The 23,094-nt window shown below is 70.6% G+C and carries 21 protein-coding genes; 13 read left to right on the top strand and 8 right to left on the bottom strand.

What is annotated here, in order from left to right:
* Nucleotides 1-100: 100 nt before the first annotated feature.
* Complete coding sequence (locus ACFWI9_RS23415; RefSeq protein WP_387164839.1) at nucleotides 101-538, bottom strand: DUF3052 domain-containing protein; 438 nt, start codon at nucleotides 536-538, stop codon at nucleotides 101-103.
* 380 nt (nucleotides 539-918) lie between these two features.
* Here ACFWI9_RS23415 and aceE point away from each other — a divergent pair, with 380 nt between their 5' ends.
* Nucleotides 919-3,666, top strand: coding sequence for a pyruvate dehydrogenase (acetyl-transferring), homodimeric type (gene aceE, locus ACFWI9_RS23410; RefSeq protein ID WP_387164838.1), 2,748 nt, complete (start codon nucleotides 919-921; stop codon nucleotides 3,664-3,666).
* A 139-nt stretch (nucleotides 3,667-3,805) separates the two neighbouring features.
* Nucleotides 3,806-4,687, top strand: a complete 882-nt coding sequence (locus tag ACFWI9_RS23405) for a potassium channel family protein (protein WP_387164837.1) — start codon at nucleotides 3,806-3,808, stop codon at nucleotides 4,685-4,687.
* Nucleotides 4,688-4,734: 47 nt separating this feature from the next.
* Here the strand turns inward: ACFWI9_RS23405 and ACFWI9_RS23400 are convergent, their stop codons facing one another.
* Complete coding sequence (locus ACFWI9_RS23400; protein WP_387164835.1) at nucleotides 4,735-5,160, bottom strand: peptidase inhibitor family I36 protein; 426 nt, start codon at nucleotides 5,158-5,160, stop codon at nucleotides 4,735-4,737.
* A 510-nt stretch (nucleotides 5,161-5,670) separates the two neighbouring features.
* On the opposite strand from ACFWI9_RS23400, the gene ACFWI9_RS23395 reads away from it, so the two are divergent.
* The 5 genes from ACFWI9_RS23395 (at nucleotide 5,671) to ACFWI9_RS23375 (ending at nucleotide 11,043) form a co-directional block, all read left to right on the top strand.
* Nucleotides 5,671-6,882 (top strand): alpha/beta hydrolase, encoded by a 1,212-nt coding sequence (locus tag ACFWI9_RS23395; RefSeq protein ID WP_387164833.1) that lies wholly within the window; start codon nucleotides 5,671-5,673, stop codon nucleotides 6,880-6,882.
* Between the two features lie 162 nt (nucleotides 6,883-7,044).
* Nucleotides 7,045-7,941 carry a DUF4429 domain-containing protein gene (locus ACFWI9_RS23390; protein ID WP_387164831.1) on the top strand — a complete coding sequence of 299 codons (897 nt, stop codon included), beginning with the start codon at nucleotides 7,045-7,047 and terminating at the stop codon, nucleotides 7,939-7,941.
* A 106-nt stretch (nucleotides 7,942-8,047) separates the two neighbouring features.
* Entirely contained in the window at nucleotides 8,048-9,463 is a 1,416-nt protein-coding gene (locus ACFWI9_RS23385) for a sensor histidine kinase (RefSeq protein WP_387164829.1), read from the top strand.
* Nucleotides 9,460-10,140, top strand: a complete 681-nt coding sequence (locus tag ACFWI9_RS23380) for a response regulator (RefSeq protein WP_387164827.1) — start codon at nucleotides 9,460-9,462, stop codon at nucleotides 10,138-10,140. Before ACFWI9_RS23385 ends, ACFWI9_RS23380 begins: the two co-directional genes overlap by 4 nt.
* A gap of 87 nt (nucleotides 10,141-10,227) precedes the next feature.
* On the top strand, nucleotides 10,228-11,043 hold the full coding sequence (locus ACFWI9_RS23375) for a serine hydrolase domain-containing protein (protein WP_387164825.1): 816 nt from the start codon (nucleotides 10,228-10,230) through the stop codon (nucleotides 11,041-11,043).
* Nucleotides 11,044-11,058: 15 nt separating this feature from the next.
* Here ACFWI9_RS23375 and ACFWI9_RS23370 read toward each other — a convergent pair whose 3' ends face one another.
* The 5 genes from ACFWI9_RS23370 to ACFWI9_RS23350 form a co-directional block, all read right to left on the bottom strand.
* Nucleotides 11,059-11,718, bottom strand: a complete 660-nt coding sequence (locus ACFWI9_RS23370; protein ID WP_387164824.1) for a hypothetical protein — start codon at nucleotides 11,716-11,718, stop codon at nucleotides 11,059-11,061.
* A complete protein-coding gene (locus ACFWI9_RS23365; protein WP_387164849.1) occupies nucleotides 11,715-13,178 on the bottom strand; it encodes an ATP-binding protein in 1,464 nt (487 codons plus the stop codon). Before ACFWI9_RS23365 ends, ACFWI9_RS23370 begins: the two co-directional genes overlap by 4 nt.
* Nucleotides 13,178-13,879 (bottom strand): response regulator, encoded by a 702-nt coding sequence (locus tag ACFWI9_RS23360; protein WP_387164822.1) that lies wholly within the window; start codon nucleotides 13,877-13,879, stop codon nucleotides 13,178-13,180. The genes ACFWI9_RS23365 and ACFWI9_RS23360 overlap by 1 nt, the downstream gene beginning before the upstream one ends.
* A gap of 22 nt (nucleotides 13,880-13,901) precedes the next feature.
* A complete protein-coding gene (gene murJ / locus ACFWI9_RS23355) occupies nucleotides 13,902-15,599 on the bottom strand; it encodes a murein biosynthesis integral membrane protein MurJ (protein ID WP_387164848.1) in 1,698 nt (565 codons plus the stop codon).
* Between the two features lie 134 nt (nucleotides 15,600-15,733).
* Nucleotides 15,734-16,930 (bottom strand): lipid II:glycine glycyltransferase FemX, encoded by a 1,197-nt coding sequence (locus ACFWI9_RS23350; RefSeq protein ID WP_387164820.1) that lies wholly within the window; start codon nucleotides 16,928-16,930, stop codon nucleotides 15,734-15,736.
* 213 nt (nucleotides 16,931-17,143) lie between these two features.
* Between ACFWI9_RS23350 and ACFWI9_RS23345 the strand changes: the two genes are divergently transcribed.
* Nucleotides 17,144-18,331, top strand: a complete 1,188-nt coding sequence (locus ACFWI9_RS23345; protein WP_387164818.1) for an Ig-like domain-containing protein — start codon at nucleotides 17,144-17,146, stop codon at nucleotides 18,329-18,331.
* 45 nt (nucleotides 18,332-18,376) lie between these two features.
* Here the strand turns inward: ACFWI9_RS23345 and ACFWI9_RS23340 are convergent, their stop codons facing one another.
* Nucleotides 18,377-19,033: a pirin family protein gene (locus ACFWI9_RS23340; RefSeq protein WP_387164817.1), complete on the bottom strand. Its 657-nt coding sequence runs from the start codon at nucleotides 19,031-19,033 to the stop codon at nucleotides 18,377-18,379.
* Nucleotides 19,034-19,245: 212 nt separating this feature from the next.
* Here ACFWI9_RS23340 and ACFWI9_RS23335 point away from each other — a divergent pair, with 212 nt between their 5' ends.
* The 5 genes from ACFWI9_RS23335 to ACFWI9_RS23315 form a co-directional block, all read left to right on the top strand.
* The gene (locus tag ACFWI9_RS23335; protein ID WP_387164846.1) at nucleotides 19,246-20,424 is read left to right on the top strand and encodes a PucR family transcriptional regulator; all 1,179 of its coding nucleotides are present in this window, start codon (nucleotides 19,246-19,248) and stop codon (nucleotides 20,422-20,424) included.
* Nucleotides 20,425-20,513: 89 nt separating this feature from the next.
* Nucleotides 20,514-21,503, top strand: coding sequence for an ACP S-malonyltransferase (locus ACFWI9_RS23330; RefSeq protein ID WP_387164816.1), 990 nt, complete (start codon nucleotides 20,514-20,516; stop codon nucleotides 21,501-21,503).
* An 18-nt stretch (nucleotides 21,504-21,521) separates the two neighbouring features.
* Nucleotides 21,522-22,523, top strand: coding sequence for a ketoacyl-ACP synthase III (locus tag ACFWI9_RS23325; protein ID WP_387164814.1), 1,002 nt, complete (start codon nucleotides 21,522-21,524; stop codon nucleotides 22,521-22,523).
* Between the two features lie 110 nt (nucleotides 22,524-22,633).
* Nucleotides 22,634-22,882, top strand: a complete 249-nt coding sequence (locus ACFWI9_RS23320) for an acyl carrier protein (protein ID WP_055472098.1) — start codon at nucleotides 22,634-22,636, stop codon at nucleotides 22,880-22,882.
* A gap of 88 nt (nucleotides 22,883-22,970) precedes the next feature.
* Nucleotides 22,971-23,094, top strand: a 124-nt coding sequence (locus tag ACFWI9_RS23315) for a beta-ketoacyl synthase N-terminal-like domain-containing protein (RefSeq protein ID WP_387164844.1), incomplete at its 3' end; no start/stop codon positions are given.

The following is a 23,094-nucleotide window of genomic DNA, read 5'->3' as shown; positions in this document are numbered from 1 at the left end:
GCCTCCCCCCCCCCCCCCAGACACACACCCACAGACACCCGCGCCCCCCCCCCCAGCCCCCCCCCCCCCGCCCGCCCCCCCCCCTGCGGGTGGGCTTCGCTCAGCGCTTGGACTTCGCCGCCTTGGGCGTGACCAGCCTGCTGCCGGTCCAGTCCTTGCCCGCGTTGATGCTCTTGGTCTGGGAAAGACCCGCGGTCTGGGCGGCCTCGTTGATGTCGCTGGGCTCGACATAGCCGTCACGGCCGGTCTTCGGCGTCATCAGCCAGACCGTACCGCCGTCATCGACCAGACCGATGGCGTCCACCAGTGCGTCCGTAAGGTCACCGTCCTCGTCGCGGAACCACAGCAGGACGACGTCCGCCACGTCGTCGTAGTCCTCGTCGGCCAGCTCCTGGCCGGTGACGGTCTCGATGGCCTCACGGAGCTCCTGCTCGACGTCATCGTCGTAGCCGATCTCCTGGACCACCTGTCCGGGCTCGAACCCCAGCTTCGCCGCCGGGTTGGTCCGCTCCTCCGCGTGGTCCGCGGTCGCGCTCACGGCTTGCCTCCTGATCTTGTTTCGGAAAATGCTTCAGCCGCGCGCGTACGCGAGGCATTGGCCGTAGTCCACACGGGCGGGACGGATCGCGCAAGTACCCGGCCGCGGAGACCGCCGAAACGGTGACGTTTACGGCCGTCCCGCCGCAACTCCAGACACCCCGGCACAGCGGGGCGCCGGACCGTCCTACCCTCTTCGCCACCTTTGTACGCTTCCGTGGCGGCGGTCCGCCAATCGGGGACGCATGGTTACTCATCGGTAGAGATGACGTAATTGCTCCCGGGGTACACGATGGGGAGCGGCGTCACCCGCCCAGCACACCAGCAGCAGACCCAGCCAGCAGACATCAGCAACCCGCAACCGAAGAGCGAAGGAACAGCGTGGCTTCCGGATCCGATCGCAACCCGATCATCATTGGCGGCCTGCCGAGCCAGGTCCCGGATTTCGATCCGGAGGAGACCCGGGAGTGGCTCGACTCCCTGGACGCCGCCGTAGACCAGCGCGGCCGGGAGCGGGCCCGCTACCTCATGCTGCGCCTGATCGAGCGGGCTCGCGAGAAGCGCGTGGCCGTGCCCGAGATGCGCAGCACGGACTACGTGAACACCATCGCCACCAAGGACGAGCCGTTCTTCCCCGGCAACGAGGAGATCGAGCGCAAGATCCTCAACGCCACCCGCTGGAACGCCGCGGTGATGGTGTCCCGCGCCCAGCGCCCCGGCATCGGCGTCGGCGGCCATATCGCGACTTTCGCCTCCTCCGCCTCGCTCTACGACGTGGGCTTCAACCACTTCTTCCGCGGCAAGGACGAGGGCGACGGCGGCGACCAGATCTTCTTCCAGGGCCACGCCTCGCCTGGGATCTACGCGCGCGCCTTCATGTTGGACCGGCTGAACGAGACCCAGCTCGACGCCTTCCGCCAGGAGAAGTCGAAGTACCCGAACGGTCTGTCCTCCTATCCCCATCCGCGGCTTATGCCGAACTTCTGGGAGTTCCCGACCGTGTCGATGGGCCTCGGCCCGCTCGGCGCGATCTACCAGGCGCGGATGAACCGCTACATGGAGGCCCGCGGGATCGCGGAGACCTCCAAGTCGCACGTCTGGGCCTTCCTCGGCGACGGCGAGATGGACGAGCCCGAGTCGCTGGGCCAGCTGTCCCTGGCCGCCCGTGAGGGCCTGGACAACCTGACCTTCGTGGTCAACTGCAATCTCCAGCGACTCGACGGCCCGGTGCGCGGAAACGGCAAGATCATCCAGGAGCTGGAGTCGATCTTCCGCGGTGCGGGCTGGAACGTGATCAAGCTGATCTGGGACCGCACCTGGGACCCGCTGCTGGCCCAGGACCGGGACGGTGTGCTGGTCAACAAGCTGAACACCACGCCGGACGGCCAGTTCCAGACGTATGCCACCGAGACCGGCGACTACATCCGCCGGCACTTCTTCGGCGACGACCACCGGCTGCGGTCCATGATCGCGAACATGACCGACGACCAGATCCTGCACCTGGGTCGCGGCGGTCACGACCACAGGAAGATCTTCGCGGCCTACTCCGCGGCCCGCGCCCACAAGGGCCAGCCGACCGTGATCCTCGCCCAGACCGTCAAGGGCTGGACGCTCGGACCGAACTTCGAGGGCCGCAACGCGACCCACCAGATGAAGAAGCTGACGGTCGACGACCTGAAGGGCTTCCGCGACCGGCTGCACCTGCCGATCACGGACGCGCAGCTGGAGAGCGGCCTGCCGCCGTACTACCACCCGGGCCGCGACTCGGAGGAGATCCAGTACATGCACGACCGCCGCCAGGGCCTGGGTGGGTATGTCCCGACCCGGGTCGTGCGGTCGAAGCCGCTGGCGCTGCCGGACGACGCCGCGTACGCGGCGGTGAAGAAGGGCTCGGGCCAGCAGTCGATCGCCACCACGATGGCGTTCGTCCGGCTGCTGAAGGACCTGATGCGGGACAAGGAGATCGGCAAGCGGTTCGTGCTGATCGCCCCGGACGAGTACCGCACCTTCGGTATGGACTCCTTCTTCCCGAGCGCCAAGATCTACAACCCGCTCGGGCAGCAGTACGAGGCCGTGGACCGCGAGCTGCTGCTCGCGTACAAGGAGTCGCCGACCGGCCAGATGCTGCACGACGGCATCTCGGAGGCAGGCTGCACGGCCTCGCTGATCGCCGCCGGCTCCGCCTACGCCACCCACGGCGAGCCGCTGATCCCGGTCTATGTCTTCTACTCGATGTTCGGTTTCCAGCGCACCGGCGACCAGTTCTGGCAGATGGCCGACCAGCTCGCGCGCGGCTTCGTCCTGGGCGCGACCGCCGGGCGGACCACTCTGACCGGTGAGGGTCTCCAGCACGCCGACGGCCACTCCCAGCTGCTGGCCTCGACCAACCCGGGCTGCCTGGCCTACGACCCGGCCTTCGGCTTCGAGATCGCCCACATCGTCAAGGACGGTCTGCGCCGGATGTACGGCTCCGACGCCGAGCACCCGCACGGCGAGGATGTCTTCTACTACCTGACGGTCTACAACGAGCCGATCCAGCACCCGGCCGAGCCCGCCGACGTGGACGTGGACGGCATCCTCAAGGGCATCCACCGCTTCAAGCAGGGCGAGGCGGGCCAGATCCCGGCGCAGATCATGGCGTCCGGTGTCGCGGTGCCATGGGCCCTGGAGGCGCAGCGGATCCTCGCCGACGAGTGGAACGTACGGGCCGACGTATGGTCCGCGACCTCCTGGAACGAGCTGCGGCGCGAGGCCGTGACGGTGGAGGAGCACAATCTGCTCCACCCGGAGGAGGAGCAGCGCGTCCCGTATGTGACGCAGAAGCTCGCTGCCTCCGAGGGCCCGTTCGTGGCCGTTTCGGACTGGATGCGGTCGGTGCCGGACCAGATCGCCCGCTGGGTGCCGGGCCGCTACACCTCGCTGGGCGCCGATGGCTTCGGTTTCGCGGACACCCGCGGTGCCGCCCGCCGCTACTTCCATATCGACGCCCAGTCGATCGTGCTGGCGGTGCTCACCGAGCTTGCCAGGGACGGCAAGGTGGACCGCTCGGTGCTCAAGCAGGCCGTGGACCGCTACCAGCTGCTCGATGTGGCGGCGGCCGACCCGGGCGCGGCCGGCGGCGACGCGTAAGGACGGCCACAGACACGGGAACGACGGATACAGAAGCGGCGGACCCGGATACGGACGCCGCGGAATACCACGGCGGGTGGGGACGGTGCCGGGCACCGTCCCCCTCCGCGGTTCCGCTCCGTTGCCTACGATGCGCGGCATGAAGGAACGATCGGCGCAGCTGCGCTGGGAAGCGCGCACTCAGAGCCTCCTGCTGGGTCTCGCGCTGGCGTTCGGGCTGGCGTACGCGGTGCCGATCGTGGCGCCGGACGCCCAGCCATGGGTGCACCAGCTCTGCAAAAGGATTGAATGGGTGGTGTGGGGCGCCTTCGCCTGCGACTACGTCGTACGGCTGACGCTCGCACCCCGAAAATGGAGCTTCGTCCGCAAGCACCCCCTTGATCTGCTGGCCGTACTGCTGCCGCTGGTGCAGCCGCTGCGGCTGCTGCGCGTGGTCGCCACGCTGATGCTGGTCGGCCGACGCGCCCGGATGGCTCCGCAGATCACGCTGACCACGTATGTGGCGGGGGCGGTGGTCGGCCTGATGATGTTCGGCTCGCTCGCGGTGCTGGCGGTCGAGCGGAACGCGCCGAACGGAAACATCAAGACGCTCGGCGACGCCGTGTGGTGGTCGTTCACGACGATGACGACCGTCGGCTACGGCGACCACGCGCCGACCACTGGTCTGGGCCGGGTGCTGGCGGTGGGTCTGATGCTGTCCGGTATCGCCCTCCTGGGTGTGGTCACGGCGAACATCGCCGCCTGGTTCATTGCCCGCTTCGAACGGGACGACGCGGAGGAGCGCCATCAGACGGCCCTGCTTGAGGCCCTGACCCGGGAAATCGGTCAGCTACGGGCGGAGGTGGCACGGCTGTCGGAGACGACCGGGGGCGTGAAGAGGACGGGGGCGGTCGAGGGGGCGCAGGGGGTGGACGCCGCGTTGCCGGTGCAGGCGATCGACACACCGGGTCACGCGCGGCCGATGCCCGACCGGCGTACCGAGCCCGTCGCTGGGACACCCCACGCGCCAGACCGCGGCTAGAAGGCTCATGAAGATCTTGGTGAGTCTTCTAGGCCGTCCAGGCCGGTCTATGTCTCCCACACCTTGAACGCCCGGACCCGGTAGGGGGACTGCGGCACCCACGTGCCACCGCCGGGATAGGTCTCGAACTCGCCCGTCTCGGCGCACTCCCTCGACTGGTAGGTGGTGACGGGCCGTCCGGTGCGGTTGGCGATAGCCAGCGCCGTGGTACCGGTGGGCAGGGTGACACAGGACTCGATGTCGAGCCCGGACAGCTCATGCACCTGCCGGGGCCCGGTGAAGTCCGGTCTCTCCCAGAGGCATAGCTCGCCCGCCGCGCAGTGCCCCAGCGGCACCCCGTCGGCCACTGCCGGCTTGGCTGCCGCCGACGACGCGGGCGCGGCCATCGCGAGCATCGTGTAGGCGGCGAAGACAGCGAAGACGACGAAGACGGTGCGCCGGGACAGGGCAGCAGCGGGAAGTGTCGTACGCATATGGATCCCCCGTGTTGGTGCGTGCGTGGCGATAGGGACTGCCGGTACTTGCTCGTCGGGACGTGCATGCGATCCCGCATGCCGACGTATACGCAGAGTGACCGTCGCCCACGGCGTGGCGGAAGAGCTGACGCGCGAGTTCATCCTGACGGGTGATCGCCGACCGCGAGGGCGCCGACGTGGACACCCACTCCCCGGCGTGGACACCGCCCCCGGACCGTGCGTCGCCAGGGCGGCGCTCACCGGGTGACGCGGGTCACGGGCAGGCCCTGAGGCCCGGGGTGGGACCCGAGCATGGACGGGATCCGATGAACTGATTGAAAGTCACCTGGATCATCGCATACCGGAATTGACCCCTACACAAAGAACAAACTAGGGCACAACGAACACCGGGTGTACGCCGGAACGTACCGCTGAAGCGCACGCACCGTGACCACCTGCTCCTCCGGTGCGTGATCTCTCTCACGGTCTTCGCGGCTGCCGTCAGGCGCCCCCTAGGCTGTCCCCTCAGTGACTCCCCTCGACTCAGCTCCCCCCCTCAACGTCTGGCGCGCCCTACTCGCTCTCGCCGTCGTGTTCGTGCTGCTCGCAACCACCGGCTGGACCGCAGTGCGAGATCAGCGCGGTCCGCGTGAGCCCAGAGACGTCGCACTCGCCGCCTGGGCCGAGGACCGGATCGGGTCCCGCGCTCTGCCCGACCCGAACGCCTCACCCAAGCGACTGGCCGGATTCTTCGCCTCCATAGGCATGCGAAGCGCGGTGGAACTCGCGGACCGGCACCCCTTGATCGTGGGCAATCTCAACGGCGCCCCCGTCACTCTGCGCTACCGCGCCAACCGGGCCGCGCTCACCGAGGCGCTCCGCACGGAGGAGTCACGTACGCACGACGCCCGGCTCTCCGCTGAAGGCCGAGGCGAGGCGGCGCGGCGCATGCACCGGTTCACCTCGCTGCTGCAACCCGGCCGCCAGATCCTGGCGTTCGACCCCTCGGGCAAGGGCCGCGCCGCCGAAGTCCTCGGCGACCTCGATCTCGCCCAGCGGGTCTCGGTCGTCGTACCCGGCGTCGACACCAATCTGCTGACCTTCGAGAAGAGCAGCCGGAAGTACACGGCACCGGTGGGCATGGCGCAGTCCCTGTACGAAGCCGAACGGGCCGCCTCGCCCACCACCCGGACCGCCGTCATCGCCTGGGCCGACTACAGCGCTCCGACCGGAGTGGGCCTGGACGCCTCGACCGGCAGGCTCGCCGCGACCGGCGCCGACCGGCTGGTGGCGCTGACCGGTGCGCTGCCCGGTGCCGCCCGGGTATCGCTGTTCTGCCACAGCTACGGCTCGGTGGTCTGCGGGGTCGCCGCCCGGGAACTGCCGCGGCGGGTCGGCGACCTGGCGGTCGCGGGCAGCCCGGGGATGCGCGCGGAGACCGCGGCACAGCTCGGGACGGCCGCCCGGGTATGGGCGATGCGCGACAGCGACGACTGGATCCAGGACGTGCCCTATCTGGAAGTCGGCGGGCTCGGCCACGGCGCGGATCCGGTCACGCCCGAGTTCGGGGCGCGAGTGCTGTCCGCCGCGGGCGCGGTGGGGCACGCCGGGTACTTCGAGCCCGGCACCGAGAGCCTCGCCAACTTCGCCGCGATAGGCGTCGGTGCGTACGGCGCGGTGAGCTGCGCGGATGGTGTCGGCGCCTGCCGCGCCGGACTCCAGGGTCTGAACACGGCCTGAGGACGGAGGCCTGAGGCCTGACGGCTGACGGCTGAGCCGGGCGCTTGGGACTCCGTCCTTGAAGCAATGGACCTGAGGGGGCGTGAGTGGTGCACGGCTTGATGCACCTCATGGCTTCTTCGGGGGGCGACGCGCCCGCGCACGCCGCCTACGATGAGGCACATGGGTGATGTGCTGGCCGGAAACCATGCCGACTGGGAGTTCGAACCGGACTCCGTACTCATCCGCTTCACACGGGGAAACCGCGGCACACCGAAGCTGTTCCAGGTGCTGGGTGAACGGCGCGTCCCCTTCGAAGCGCTGGAGTCGGTGACCCTCTCCCCGGGCAAGCGCGGCACGGTCGTGCTGCGCGCTGTCCCGAGACCGGGCGCCGATCCGCTGATGGACGCCGCCGCCGGACAGCTCCCGGACAACTGCGACCCCTACCGGTTGGTGCTGCCCGGCGACCGCGAACTGATCGCCGAGTACTACGCGGACCAACTCCGTGCCCTGCTGCCCGGCCCGAACGACGGCACGGGCCCGGCGGCTTCGGCTTCCGCCGCGTATCTGGTGCCGTCCGTGGAGGCACCGCTCCAGTTCAAGGCGTACGACGGCAAGGCCTCGTTCGATGGCGAGAAAGTGACGTTCCGCTGGTCCTGGACGGGCGCTTCGTCCGCCAAGTGGAAGGCCGGTGACCAGACCTTCGCGGTCTCCGAGCTGACCGGTGTGGAGTGGCGCTCCCCCGATGTCTTCGACGGGTATCTGCGACTGCTGCGCCGCCCCGGTGATCCGGCCCTGGACGGCATCCCGCCGGGCAGCCAGCCCGCGCAGGCCGACAAGGACCCGGCCGCGGTGGTGTTCGGCCTCGGATACGGACCGGTCCATGAGTCCCTGCCGTTCGCCGCGGCCGTACTGGAGGCGATACGCGGCACCTCGTCGGCTATGGCTCCGGTGCCGTCCGCGCATGACCCGGCAGGGGTCGCGGAGCGGATACGGCACCTCGGGGAGCTGCACAGCGCGGGGCTGGTGACCGACGAGGAGTTCCGGGCGAAGAAGGCGGATTTGCTCGCGGAGTTGTAGCCCGGGGCGAGCGAGGTCGCAGGCGGCCGGGCCGGTCGCGTAAGGACCCGGACTCTGCGTACGGCGGTGTCATACCGGGGTATGACACCGCACTCGGACCCCCGGTATGACGACCCGACCGGACCCGGCGCCTACCCTTGACCGGGCCATGCCCCAGACAAACCCTCCCCTCCGCCGGTACGTCATCGAGGCGCTGCGCGGTCTCGCGCACCCCTCGCCCCCACCGGCCGCACCGCCCGCCGGCGCTCCCAAGCGGTGGCGGCACAAGGTCGCTTATGTCCTCGTGTTCGCGATCACCGCCATCCTGGTGCCCACGACGACGTTCCACCTCATCGAGCAGTACGGGGCCAATCGCGGGCTCGCCCAACTGCTCGCCGTCGGCACCGCGGGCCCGCTGGTGATGATCGTGCGCCGGCCGCTCCAGGCCTGGTGGATCATCTTCCCCTTCGACCTCGTCTGCGCCCTCAACCTGGCCGGCACCGCTGACCACACCCTCTGGCCGTGGCCGCCGCCCATCATCATCGGCTACCTCTTCCTGATGCTGGCCCTCGCCCTGCGCGAACCGCGCCGCACCCTGGTCACCGTCTGGCTGCTGACCGGGGTGGTCGGTTTCGTCCTGAGCCAGACCGCCGCGCCGGCCCCGGACGGTCGCGGCGACAACGGCGGCGATGTGCTGCTCTTCGTGCTGAGCGGCGTGGCGCTGTTCATCGGCGCGACCATCCGCGAACGCCGTGACGCCCAGCGCAGGCTGGCGGAACAGGAGACCATCAGCGAGGCGGAGCGCGCCCGGCGCACGCTGCTTGAGGAACGGACCAGGATCGCGCGGGAACTGCATGACGTGGTGGCCCACCACATGTCCGTGATCACCGTGCAGGCCGACTCGGCCCCGTACCGGATCGACGGCCTGCCCGACACGGCCCGCGAGGAGTTCGCCGCGATCGCCTCCAGCGCCAGGGAGTCGCTCACCGAGATGCGCCGGCTGCTGGCGGTCCTGCGCAGCGAGGGCGCCGAGGGCGAGCGGGCACCGCAGCCCGGACTCGACCGGATCCAGCAGCTGGTCGAAGCGACGGTACGGGCCGGAGTCCCGGTGGTGCTGTCGCTCCAGACGGGACTGACGAGACTGGCCGAGCTGGACGCCGTACCGCAGTCGGTGGACCTGTCGGCGTACCGCATCGTGCAGGAGGCACTCGCGAATGTCGTACGGCACGCCCCGGGTGCGTCGACCTGTGTGTCGGTGACGGCCGATGACACCCATCTGACCGTCCTCGTGGTCAACAGCGCGGCAACCGAGCCCCTGTCAGCGCTGGAGAGCACCGGGACCGGGCACGGTCTGGTCGGTATGCGGGAACGCGTACGGCTGACTGGCGGCAGCCTGGACACGGGGCCGCTGCCGGACGGCGGCTTCCGGGTGGCCGCGCGGATGCCGCTTGCGGCCGGTGCACCGGCCGTGGCTGCTGCGGCGCCTGCCGCGTCCGCCCCACCTGCCGTGTCCGCCCCACCGAGCACGAAGGACCCCCAGTGACAATCCGCGTGATCATCGTCGACGACCAGGCCATGGTGCGCGCGGGATTCGCCGCGCTGCTGTCCGCGCAGACCGACATCGACGTCGTGGGCGAGGCACCGGACGGCCGCGCCGGTGTCCAGGTCGCCCGCACCACCCACCCCGACGTCGTCCTGATGGACGTACGGATGCCGGAACTCGACGGCCTCGCGGCAGCGCGGGAGATCCTCTCGCCGCCGCAGGGCGTCGTCCACGTCCCGAAGGTGCTGATGCTCACCACCTTCGACGTGGACGACTACGTGTACGAGGCGCTGCGCGCGGGCGCGTCGGGGTTCCTGCTCAAGGACGCGCCGCCGGCCGACCTGATCTCGGCGGTACGGGTGGTGGCCGGGGGCGAGGCGCTGCTCGCGCCCTCGGTCACCCGCCGTCTGATCGCCGATTTCGCGGCGCAGCGGCCCGCCCCGCGCGGGGGGCGCGCGGCGCAGCGCCTCGGCGGGCTCACGCCGCGTGAAACGGAGGTGCTGGAGCTGATCGCGCGGGGGTTGTCCAACCAGGAGATAGCGGAGCGGCTGATCGTCGCCGAGCAGACGGTGAAGACGCATGTGGGGCGGGTGCTGTCGAAGCTTGGGCTGCGGGACCGGGCACAGGCGGTGATCTTCGCCTACGAGTCGGGGCTGGTGCGCCCGGGGGAAGCGTGAGCGGTACGGGCTTCGAGCCCTCTCCGCGGCCCTTGTACGCGCACCCGCACCACAGGCGACCAGGCACCCGGGGTTAGGGTCGTACGCATGCAGAGCCTCGCGTTGACCGGGAACTGGCCCGTACCCACCGCCGCCGTCGCGGTCGTCCGTGCCGACGGCACCGTCGCCGGAACGTACGGCCCCACGGCGCACCGCTTCCCGCTCGCCTCGGTCACCAAGCCGCTCGCCGCGTACGCCGCGCTCGTCGCGTACGAGGAAGGCGCCGTGGAGCTGGATGAGCCCGCCGGGCCCGAGGGTGCCACCGTGCGGCATCTGCTCGCGCACACCAGCGGGCTGGCGTTCGACGAGCACCGGACCGTGGCCGCGCCCGGGACCCGGAGGCTGTACTCGAACGCGGGCTTCGAGGTGCTCGGCGACCACATCGCGAAGGCCACCGACATCCCGTTCGCGGAGTATCTGCGGCAGGCGGTGCTGGAGCCCCTGGGTATGGCGTCCACGACCCTGGACGGTTCGCCCGCGAAGGACGGCGTGTCCACGGTGGACGACCTGGTGCGGTTCGCGGCGGAGGTGCAGGCCCCCAGACTGCTCGATCCGCGCACCGTGCTCGAGGCGATGTCCGTGGTGCACCCCGGTCTGTCCGGGGTGCTGCCCGGCTACGGGCACCAGAAGCCCAACGACTGGGGCCTCGGTTTCGAGATCCGGGATTCCAAGTCGCCCCACTGGACGGGTGCTTCGTCATCCCCGCGCACCTTCGGGCACTTCGGCCAGTCCGGTACGTTCCTCTGGGTGGACCCGGACGCCCGCGCCGCCTGTGTGGCACTGACCGACCGTGCCTTCGGGCCGTGGGCGGTCGAGGCATGGCCGCCGTTCACCGACGCGGTGCTCGCCGAGTTGCGCGCTTAGGTCTGTCCGGGCGGGCTATCCACCGGTCCCGCCGCTTTGGCCGGCCGACGCCTCCCCCTGGCCGGTTCCGGTCGCGGTCGGCACCGGTGCGGGGCTGGCGTTGATGTCGATGCCGCAGGTAGCGGGGCTCATCGAGATGTCCTGGCCGGTCAGCCGGACGGCGGTTTCGCCCTGGGAGTCCTGAGCGTACGCGATGGTGCAGACGAGCTGGCGCAGCGCGATCTCGTCGAGTCCGCGCAGGGCGATGGGCAGCACGACCTCGACTTCGCCACTACCCTGCTCGGGCCCGACCAGCAGATGCCCTCGCGGATCCGCCTGGGGCAGACCGGTGCCGAGACCGGCTGCTTTGTCATGCTTGTCCGGACCTGCGAACAGCTCCAGGACCGATTTCCCCGTCAACGCCGTCGTGTCCTGGGCCTGCTCGTACTCGGGGCCGAATCCGGTCGAGGTGCCCAGGAAGGACGAGGGCGACCGGATCACGGGGCTCAACTGCCCGTCCGGTCCGCGGAAGAAGAGCAGCAGGTCGCTGCCACCGTCCACAAAGGCCTGGACAGTCGCGGGGCCGCCCGCCTCGATGACATCGGTCTCCTGGATGCCGCAGCCGGCCAGCAGCAGCGCGACCGGCGCCACGGCGGCGACCGCGTACCGGTATCGCAGGCGGTGCGCGCGCCTCATTCGTCGGCCTCCTCCGCGCGGAGCGGTATCTCCACGGTGAAGACAGCCCCGCCGCCTGGCAGGTTCCCGGCCCGCACCGTGCCTCCGTGCAACCGGACGTTCTCCAGCGTGATCGCCAGTCCGAGCCCGCTGCCCGCCGAGCGGGTACGGGCCGCGTCGGCCTTGTAGAAGCGGTCGAAGATATGCGGCAGCACCTCGGGGCTGATTCCGGGGCCGCTGTCGGCGACCTCGGTGACCAGCACCGGGACGCCGTCGGAGCGCGACTCGGTACGCAGTCGTACGGTGACGGGCGCGCCGCCGTGCCGCAGGGCGTTGCCGACCAGATTGGCCACGACCAGGTCGAAGCGGCGTGGATCGAGCCGGGCACGGATGCCGTCGGGCAGGTCGGTGCGCACTCCCCGCTCGACCGTCCAGTGGCGGTTCTCCAGGGTCTTGCGGATGGCCTCGGCCGCGTCGACCTCGTCGGTGTTCAGCTCGGCGGCCCGGGCGTCGAAGCGGGAGATCTCCATCAGGTCCTCGACCAGCACGGCCAGCTTTCCGGTCTCGGTGCTGACAAGCCGTACCGCCTTCGCCGTGTCGGGGTCCAGGCTGTCCGCGTCCTCGTCGAGCACCTCGGTGACGGCGAGCATCCCGGCGAGCGGGGTGCGCAGTTCGTGCGAGACATCGGAAGCGAAGCGCCGGGCGCGTTCCTCGGCCTGCCGCAGTCCCTCCACGGAGCGTTCGAGCTCGCCCGCGGACTCGTTGAAGGTACGCGCCAGTTCGGCGAGTTCGTCGCTGCCTCTGACCCGGATACGGGTGTCCAGCTTCCCGCTGCCCATGCTCCGCGCGGCCTGCCGCAGCTCGCGCACCGGCCGCAGCACGCTGCGCGCCGCCAGCAGCGCGGGCACCAGGGCGATGGCGAGACCGGGCAGGGCGCCGTCGCGGGCGGCCGTGACCATCGCGTCGACGTTGACCTGTTCGTCGGTCATCCGCATGACGGCGTAGAGGACGAGCCGGCTGGGGAGCAGTCCGCCGGGACCGGTCTTGAAGACGGTGGGCATGCCGATGGTGAGGTACGGGACCCCGTCCTTGACCACCCGCTGGAACGCCCCGTTGGGGTTGACCGCCGCCGAGCGGCGCAGCTCGGGTGTGATCACGGTGGAGACGGGGCTGGTGCCTGACGACGCGCGGATCGAGCCGTACTCGGCGAAGACCACCCAGGGGTGGGGTTTGCCCTTGCGTGCGATTTCCCGGAGGGCGTCTTCGAGCCCCTCCGACTGGAGGGGCAGACCGAAGCCCATCAGCTGGATCTGGTCGCGGAAGGACGTGACGGCGGTGTCCTGGGCCGTCTCCAGCAGGGCGTTGCGGGCCTCGCGGTAGGTCAGTGCGGCGGTGGTGCCCGCGCTGACCGCCGCGACCAGCAGGAAGGCGAGCACGAGCCTGATGCGCAGCCCGAAGGCCGCGGTCCGCGCGCGGCTGATCACAGCGGCCCGAAGCGGTAGCCGAAGCCGCGCAGGGTCTGGATGTAGCGGGGGGCGCCGTCCTCGTCCTCGATCTTGTTGCGCAGACGCCGTACGCAGGCGTCCACCAGCCGTGCGTCCGCGTGGTAGCTGTGCTCCCACACGTGCTCGAGGAGTTGCTGCCTACTGAACACCTGCTCGGGCGCGGCGGACAGATGCAGCAGCAGCTTCAGCTCCGAGGGGGCGAGGGCGAGCTGCCGTCCGGACTTGGTCACGGTCAGTCCCGCCCGGTCGATGGCGAGCTCGCCGTGCGTCTCCATGACGGCGCGGCCCTGGCCGCCGCCCGGTCCCTGGCCGAAGTCCTCGATACGGCGCAGCACCGCGCGGATGCGGGCCTCGATCACCTCGGTACGGGCGGGCTTGACGATGTAGTCGTCGGCACCGGCCTCAAGACCCACGACCACGTCGAAGTCGTCCCCGCGGGCGGTGAGCATGATGATCGGCAACTGGCTGTCCTCGCGTACCCGGCGGCAGACCTGGACGCCGTTCATCCCGGGCAGCATCAGGTCGAGCAGCAACAGATCGGGGCGGAACTCGCCGAGCGCGGCGAGTCCTGCCTCGCCGGTGGCGGCGGACCGTACTTCGTGGCCTCGGCGGCGCAGACCGAGTTCGACCCCTTCGCGTACGGAAGGGTCGTCCTCGATGAGGAGCACGCGGGGCATCGGGAGTCTCCCTCGGTGATGGTCAGCGCCGGATCAGTCTGCGGCGCAGACCGGCGAGCAGGGCGCCGAGTTCGGTGAGTCGGAGCGGGCGGGCGAGCAGGGCGAAGGTGAGCACGATCACGACGGCGCCCGCCGCCGTGGCCACCGGGGCTCCGGCCGGTGCGCTGCCGGTGGCGGCCAGCCAGCCCAGCGCGGTCGCGGGCAGCGCGGCGAGCAGCAGCCGTGCGTGCGCCCCGGCGGGTGCCGACCGAAACGGCCCGGCGACGGCGAGCCGGCGGCTCAGCACCCAGGCCGTCAGCAGCCAGCCCGCCCCCAGGGCCAGCGAGTACGCCGCCGCCAAACCCGTGACCACCCAACGGGCGGGCAGCAGTTGCGCGGCGACCAGGGAGAGTCCCGCGTTGAGGCCGACGATCACCAGGTTGAGCAGGAAGGGCGTACGGGTGTCGGAGAGCGCGTAGAACGTACGGGACAGCACGTACTGGCCGGACATGGCGATCAGCCCGGGTGCGAACGCCATCATGATCCCGGCCATCGCGGCCGTGTCGTCTTCGCTGGTCCTGCCGTATCCGAACACCAGGGCCATCACCGGGTGGGCGAGGGCGAACAGCACGCAGGCGGCGGGCACGACAGCGGCGCTGGAGGTCCGCAGGGCGTACGAGGTGTCGCGCCGGACGGCCGCGGTGTCGGAGTCGGCCGCCGCCGCGCTCATCCGCGGCACCAGGGCGGTCATGAGCGAGACGGTGATGATCCCGTGCGGTACGGCCCAGAGCGTGTAGACGTTGTTGTACGCGCTGTTGCCCGGGCCGCCGTCGGATCCCGCGGTCGTCGCCAGCAGGGTCGTCACCCAGTACGCCCCCTGGTTGGCGAGCACCAGCAGCACCAGCCAGCCCGCCGAACGCAGCGGGCGGGACAGCCCGCTGCCGCGCCAGTCGAAGCGCGGCCGCCAGCGGAAGTGGGCGGCGCGCAGGGCCGGGACGAGGGCGAGGGCCTGGACGGCGATACCGGCGGTGGTACCCCAGCCGAGCAGCGCGGTCTCGGAGGGGGTCAGCGTGTCCCCGCCGCCGAGCGCCAGGCCCAGATAGATGCCGAAGACGGTGATCACGACGATGTTGTTGAGGACCGGAGCCCACATCATCGCGCCGAACCGCCCACGCGCGTTGAGCACTTGGCCGAGCAGAGTGAACAGCCCGAGGAAGAAGATCTGCGGCAGGCAGTAGCGGGCGAACGTGACCGCCATCGCGGCACGGTCCCCGGTGCGGCCGGTGTACGCCTCGATGATCGCGGGCGCGGCCCAGACCGCGGTGGCGGTGATGGCGAGCAGGGCGACGACGCAGACGGTGAGCAGGCGGTCGGTGTACGCGGCACCGCCGTCCCGGTGCTCCTTGGACGCCTTGACCAGCTCGGGGACGAAGACGGCGTTCAGCGCACCGCCCAAGAGCAGCATGTAGATGCTGGTGGGGAGGGTGTTGCCGAGGGCGTAGTTGTCGGCGACCGGCCCGATGGTGCCGATCGCGGCCGCGACGACGGCGGACCGGACGAAGCCGGTGGCCCGCGACACGAACGACCCGGCGGCCATGACGGCACCGCTGCGCAGGGCGGAGGACGGCTTGGCCCCGTCGCCGGGTGCCTCCGTCCGCTGGTCAGGGTCCTCGCCAGGCGGGGTCGACTCCCCGCCGTCAGCGTGCGGTCCCGGGACCTGCCGGGGCAGGGTGGCGGGCATCTCACGTGGCGCGGAGGCAGCCGGCGCCTCAGGGCCGGTGGTTCCTCCGCTGCCCGTGTCCGTGCCGGGGCCCGTGCTCGTACCGCCGTCCGCGCCCGTCCGCGGCCCCGGACGCGTCACACGCGTCGAACGTGTCATCGCCGGGCCAGATACGCCTGGAAGGCGCGGTACAGCGTGTGGTTGGCGGTTCCGCCCAACGGTCTCTCCCATTCCCCCAGCGTTTCGACGACCTGTCCGCCCGTGCCCAGCTTCCACCGCATCAGCCCGTACGCGCGTTCGTCAGGGTCGAGTGTGGAGGGTACCCCGCGCATGTCGTACACATCGGCGCCGAGTGCCTGGGCGTCGAGGAGCATCCGCCACTGCAAGGCGTTGGACGGCCGGACCTCACGGCGGTGGTCGGCGGACGCACCGGTCTGGTACCAGACCCGGCGGCCCACCGTGATCATCGTATGGGCGGCGAGTATCTCCCCTCCGTGGCGGGCCAGGTACAGCTTCATCCGCCCGGGCTGCTCCGCGTTGAGCACCGCGTACTGGCGTTCGTAGTACGCGAGCGACCTGCCGAGCCGGAAACCGTCGCGCTCCTCGGTGATCCGCAGCAGCCGGTAGAACTCCGGGAGCTCGGCGGCGCTGCCCAGCACAACCTCGACGCCCTCCTTCCGGGCGCGGCGGACATTGCGCCGCCACTCCTGGTTGAGGCCCGACCACAGGTCCTCGCTGCCGCGCCCGGCGAGCGGCACCTGGAAGACGTGGCGCGGCTGGGCGTCTCCGTCGTCCCCGCCGCCCCCTCCGCCGCAGCGGCGCCAGCCCCGGGCGCGCAGCCGATCGGCGACCGCCGTGCCCAGGGGGTCGGCTTCGCTCGCGAGCACGTCGCCGAGGCGCCTGCCGGGGCCGGTGGCCGACTTGAGCAGTGCGGCGTCCCAGCGCCGGTACGCGGGCGAGGGGCCGATCCGCACGGCGAAGGCGCCGGAATCGCGCAGATGCTCCAGCAGGGGCGTCAGCCAGCGGTCGATGTCCGGGTCGGCCCAGTCGGCGACGGGCCCTTCGGGCAGGTAGGCGAAGTACTTGCGGGTGCCGGGGAGCTGCCGCAGCAGGACCAGCGCCACGCCGGTCAGCTCGCCCGCCTCCGGGTCAGGTCCCCAGCCGAGCAGTTGTGCGCGCCAGCCCTCCTTGACGTCCGCCCAGGACGGGCATTGGAGGAAGCCCGCGCCGAGTGCGGCACCGGCAGGTGTCGCGAGGAAGGCGCGGTAGGCCTCGGCGGTGACGGGCGCCAGGCGGATGGCACGGTTCCAGGCATCCTGGCCGCGACCGGGCGGCACAAGCAGCGCTGACACAGTGTGAGCCTCTCTTCCTCCCCGATCCGTCGCGGGGACGCCGAGATGCTCACAGCCGCCGATGACCGTGCCGCGCGGCGAATGTGACCGGACCATGACCGTTCCTCATCAGTCGCTGTCACATGGCCCGGTATGGCGCCCGCAAGGGCCCTCCCGGTCCTACAGTCACGGCATTCGCCCTGTTCCGGCCTATCGTCCACCACGGAGATCCAGTTGCACCGCGACCGCCACCGCATACGAGTTCGGGCTGCCGCCGCCATCCTGCTGGCACCGCTCGCCGCCTGCTCATCCGGCAACAGCCCCGCCGCGCCGGGTGACGCCAAAGCCGCCGACGACCGTCCCGTCACGGTCTCCGTCACCCCGAAGGGGAAGCAGGCCACCGCGGGCGAATCCGTCAAGGTGACCGCCACGGGCGGCACCCTCACCTCCGTGACCGTCACCGACACCAAGGGCCGGGAACTCAGCGGCAAGCTGGGCCCCGGTGGCACGGCATGGACGTCGGACCGCAAGGCCGCCCCCGGCACGGCCTACAACGTCACGGCTGCGACCAGGACCAAGGGCGGCACTGCGGGCACGGCCAAGGCCTCGTTCGCCACCGCGGAAGCGGACAAGGTCAACAAGGTCGACTGGCGGCCCGGGGCGGGCGCCACCGTCGGCATCGCCCAGCCGATCTCGCTGGTCTTCGACCGTCCCGTCAAGAACCGGGCCGAGGTCGAGAAGCAGCTCAAGATCACCACGTCGGACAGGACCGAGGGCTCCTGGGGCTGGATGCGCGACTGGTCCGGCAAGGACCGGGTGGACTGGCGGCCCAGGACGTACTGGAAGCCCGGCACGAAGGTCACCCTCAACGCCGAGCTCAACGGCACCGATTCGGGGAGCGGCGGCGGCTGGTTCGTACGCGACTACACCACCACGTTCACGATCGGCGCCGCGCAGATCGTCAAGGTCGACCTCGACAGCCACCAGCTCACGCTGCTGCGTGATGGAAAGGCCGTCCGCCGGATCCCGGTGTCCGGCGGCACCCCGGGCGGCGACAAGCGCTCCTGGCGCGGCACCGCCGTGCTGATGGCCAAGGAGGGCACGATCAACATGAACTCCGAGACCGTCGGTCTCGGCGACGCCTACGACAAGATGGTCGACTACTCGATGCGGCTCACCTGGTCGGGGATGTACGCGCACGCGGCGCCGTGGAACGCCGCCTACTTCGGCAGCGCCAACCGCAGTTCGGGTTGCATCGGCATGAGCGACGCGAACGCGGCCTGGTTCTACGGGCAGGTGCGGCCCGGCGACCCGTTCGAGATCAAGGGCGAGGACACCAAGGGCACGGTCGTGCCCGAGAACGGCTTCGGCGAGTGGAACCTGTCGTGGGAGGAGTGGCAGAGCAGGAGCGCGCTGCGCTGAGCACGTCGGCGTGGCGCGGAGTCCCTCGGAATCACCGGTCGAGGATCACCCGTCGAGCTCCCACACGAGCACCTCGGCCGGGGCTGCGGCGACCAGCTCAAGCCCCATCCCGTCGGTGATCCGCGCCGCGTCACCGGGCCCCAGCTCATCCCCGGCCAGCCGCACCACCCCCCGCACGACATGTACGTACGCCAGCGACGCGTCCGGGACGGCGGCGCGTTCGTCCGCGCCGAGACGGCGTACGTGCAGCATCGCCCCGGACTGGGGGAGGGCGTAGGGGGTGGCGTCGGCGATGCCCCGCACGACCTCGTAGGACGGCTCGCCGCCGGGCTCCAGCGGCGAGAGCCACATCTGCACGAAGGTCAGCGGTGCGTCGCTGTCGTTGCGTTCGACATGCCGCACCCCGCCCGCCGAGCTCAGCCGCTGCAGGTCACCAGGGCGTACGACGGTGGCCCGGCCGGTGGTGTCCCGGTGGGTCAGCTCGCCCTCCACCACCCAGGTCACGATCTCGGTGTGGCTGTGCGGATGCTCGTCGAATCCGGCGCCCGGCGCCAGCCGCTCCTCGTTGCAGGCGATGATCGCGCCGAAGCGCAGATTGTCCGGATCGTAGAAACGTCCGAAGGAGAAGGCGTGCAGCGACTCGATGCCGGTCGCCTCGTCGCCACCCGGGTAGCGCCCCGCGGCGCGCCGTACGGAAATCACACGCCTAACGGTAGACGCCGGAGCGGGCGCGGGGCCGCCCCTGGGAGCCCTCCCCGAGCCGGTTCGGGATTCCTGAGCCGGGACTCCGCCCGCTCACCGTGCTCCCCGCCGGGCCCCGAGTCTCCGCCTGGGCGTCCTGATAAGGCACTCTTGTCCCCGTGCCCCATCCCGAACCCGCGGAATCCGAACCCGCCGAACCCGCCGAGCCGGCTCTGCCCGCTACACCCGCCGCCCATCCGCACTCCGCGACCCTGAAGCGCCTGGAGCAGTCCTCGGGGCGGCTCGCGGCGAACGCCATCGCCCGCATGGACGAGATGCTTCCGTGGTACCGGGCGATGCCCCCGGAGAACCGGTCATGGATCGGGCTGGTGGCCCAGGCGGGTATCGCTGCGTTCACGGAGTGGTTCCGGCACCCCGAGACACCCCAGGCGATCTCGACCGACGTCTTCGGCACGGCCCCGCGTGAACTGACCCGGGCGATCACGCTGCGGCAGACGGTGGAGATGGTGCGCACCACCATCGAGGTCATGGAGGTGGCGATCGAGGATGTCGCCGCGCCCGGTGACGAGTCGATCCTGCGCGAGGCCCTGCTGGTCTACGCGCGGGAGATCGCCTTCGCGACCGCCCAGGTGTACGCGCAGGCCGCGGAGGCACGCGGCGCCTGGGACGCCCGGCTCGAGTCGCTTGTGGTCAACGCGGTGCTATCCGGCGAGGCCGACGAGGGCGCCGTCAGCAGGGCAGCGGCGCTCGGCTGGAACTCGCCGGAGCATGTCTGCGTGGTGCTGGGCACCGCGCCCGACGGGGACAGCGAGCTCACCGTGGAGGCCATTCGCCGCGCGGCCCGGCACGCCAAGCTCCAGGTGCTGACCGGGGTACTCGGCGACCGCCTCGTGGTCATCGCCGGAGGCAGCGACAGTCCGCTGCAGGTCGCCAAGTCGCTGATCGGCCCGTACGCCGCGGGACCCGTGGTGGCCGGTCCCGTCGTACCGGACCTGCTGGCGGCGACACGCTCCGCACAGGCCGCCGCAGCGGGCCTCAAGGCGTGCGCGGCGTGGCAGGATGCCCCGCGTCCGGTTCTGGCGGACGATCTGCTGCCGGAACGCGCCATCGCGGGCGACCCTTCAGCGCGCGAGCAGCTGGTGGAGGAGATCTACAGACCACTGGAAGAAGCAGGCTCGGCACTGCTGGAGACACTCAGTGTCTATCTGGAGCAGGCCAGCAGCCTCGAAGGCGCGGCACGGATGCTCTTCGTCCACCCGAACACCGTCCGCTACCGGCTCCGACGTGTGACCGACGTCACCGGCTGGTCACCCTCTGATGTCCGCTCCGCGTTCACTCTCCGGATCGCACTCATCCTCGGGCGTCTGGTAGACGGCGATCTCCAGTCCTAGTCTTTTGTCGAACACCGACAATTCCCCTGACGGTTCTTGGTCCCTGTCCCCACGGGCGGCTGGGACCATCCACAAGAGAGAGTGTGAGGGTGCTCGTACTCGTCGCTCCCGGCCAAGGCGCTCAGACGCCTGGCTTCCTGACCCCCTGGCTCGAACTCCCCGGCGCCGCCGACCGTATCGCGGTCTGGTCGGACGCCATCGGACTCGACCTCGCCCACTACGGCACGAAGGCCGACGCGGACGAGATCCGCGACACGGCCGTGGCTCAGCCGCTCCTCGTCGCAGCCGGTCTGCTGTCCGCTTCCGCGCTGCGTGACTCGCTCGGCGAGGCGCTCGGCGACTTCGTGCCCGGCGCCGTCGCCGGTCACAGCGTCGGCGAGATCACCGCCGCCGCTTTCGCCGGCGTCCTGGACGACGCGGCGGCGCTGCGTCTCGTACGGACCCGGGGCCTGGCGATGGCCGAGGCCGCCGCCGTCACCGAGACCGGTATGTCCGCGCTGCTCGGCGGGGACCCCGAGGTCAGCATCGCGCATCTGCGGAAGCTCGGCCTGACTCCGGCGAACGTGAACGGCGCGGGCCAGATCGTGGCCGCCGGCACCAAGGAGCAGCTCGCCGCGCTGGAAGCGGACAAGCCCGAGGGCGTCCGCAAGATCGTGGCGCTGAAGGTGGCCGGCGCGTTCCACACGCACCACATGGCTCCCGCGGTCGCCAAGCTGGAGGAGGCCGCCAAGGCGCTGGCCCCCATGGACCCGAAGATCCCGTACGTCTCGAACAAGGACGGCGTGGTCGTCACCGCGGGCGACGAGGTCGTGGCCCGGCTCGTGGGCCAGGTCGCCAACCCGGTGCGCTGGGACCTGTGCATGGAGACGTTCAAGGAACTCGGCGCGACCGCGATCATCGAGGTGTGCCCGGGCGGCACCCTCGTCGGTCTGGCCAAGCGCGCCCTGCCGGGCGTCAGGACACTCGCGCTGAAGACCCCTGACGACCTCGAAGCGGCCCGCACACTCATCGCGGAGGCAGCGGGAGCCGCTGCCGACGCCCCGGACGCCGCCGAAGCGGCGGGCTCGCCCAGCGCCTGACGAAGGAGCCGTAAGCGCATGTCGAAGATCAGGCCCAGCCAGGGCGCCCCGTACGCGCGGATCATGGGTGTCGGCGGTTACCGCCCCACCCGCGTCGTGCCCAACGAGGTGATCCTGGAGACGATCGACTCGTCCGACGAGTGGATCCGTTCCCGCTCGGGTATCGCGACCCGGCACTGGGCGAACGACGAGGAGACCGTCGCCGCGATGTCGATCGAGGCGTCGGGCAAGGCGATCGCCGATGCGGGGTTGACCCCGGAGCAGATCGGCGCCGTCGTCGTCTCCACCGTCTCGCACTTCCACCAGACGCCGGCCATCGCCACCGAGATCGCCGACAAGCTCGGCACGAAAAAGGCCGCGGCCTTCGACATCTCGGCCGGCTGCGCCGGTTTCGGCTACGGACTGACCCTCGCCAAGGGCATGGTCGTGGAAGGTTCCGCCGAGTACGTGCTGGTGATCGGGGTCGAGCGGCTCAGCGATCTGACCGACCTGGAGGACCGTGCCACGGCCTTCCTGTTCGGCGACGGCGCGGGCGCGGTCGTGGTCGGCCCGGCCAAGGAACCGCTGATCGGGCCCACGGTCTGGGGCTCCGAGGGCGACAAGGCCGGCACGATCAAGCAGACCGTGTCGTGGGCGGAGTACCGCGACGGCACTGTCGAGCGGTTCCCCGCCATCACCCAGGAGGGCCAGGCGGTGTTCCGCTGGGCCGTGTTCGAGATGGCGAAGGTCGCTCAGCAGGCGCTGGACGCGGCCGGGATCAGCGCGGACGACCTGGATGTCTTCATCCCGCACCAGGCCAACATGCGGATCATCGACTCGATGGTGAAGACCCTGAAACTGCCGGAGCATGTCACGGTCGCCCGTGACGTGGAGACCACCGGCAACACCTCGGCCGCCTCGATTCCGCTCGCGATGGAGCGGCTTCTGGCGACCGGCGAGGCGAAGAGCGGCGACACCGCGCTCGTCATCGGCTTCGGGGCGGGTCTCGTATACGCCGCGACGGTCGTTACCCTCCCCTAGGCAAGCATTCGGATCTTCCGGACTTCCGGGAATACTTCGGCAGTCCGGACTCCGGGCCAGCCTGTTCAACCCTCAGCCAGACACTGAGCCACACATTGAAGGAGCGCCACATGGCCGCCACGCAGGAAGAGATCGTCGCCGGTCTCGCGGAGATCGTCAACGAGATCGCGGGTATCCCGACGGAGGACGTCCAGCTGGACAAGTCCTTCACCGACGACCTGGATGTCGACTCGCTGTCCATGGTCGAGGTCGTCGTCGCCGCCGAAGAGCGCTTCGACGTCAAGATCCCGGACGAGGACGTCAAGAACCTCAAGACGGTCGGCGACGCCGCCGACTACATCCTGAAGCACCAGGCCTGATCAAGGGCCGATCAGGTACGCCACCCAGCGGTGGCGCCGCTGATTCACGCAACCGCCTCACCGCTTAGACCGTGGAGAAAGAATTCCTGTGAACTCGACCAATCGCACCGTGGTCGTCACCGGTATCGGCGCAACCACACCGCTGGGTGGCGACACCGCAACGACCTGGGAAGGTCTGTTAGCGGGACCCTCCCGCGTCCCCCCCCTGGACG

It is taken from the genome of Streptomyces sp. NPDC127084, assembly GCF_042724175.1.
Lineage (GTDB): Bacteria > Actinomycetota > Actinomycetes > Streptomycetales > Streptomycetaceae > Streptomyces.
Note: the sequence above shows the minus strand (reverse complement) of the source record. Positions and strands in the feature narration are given on the sequence as shown.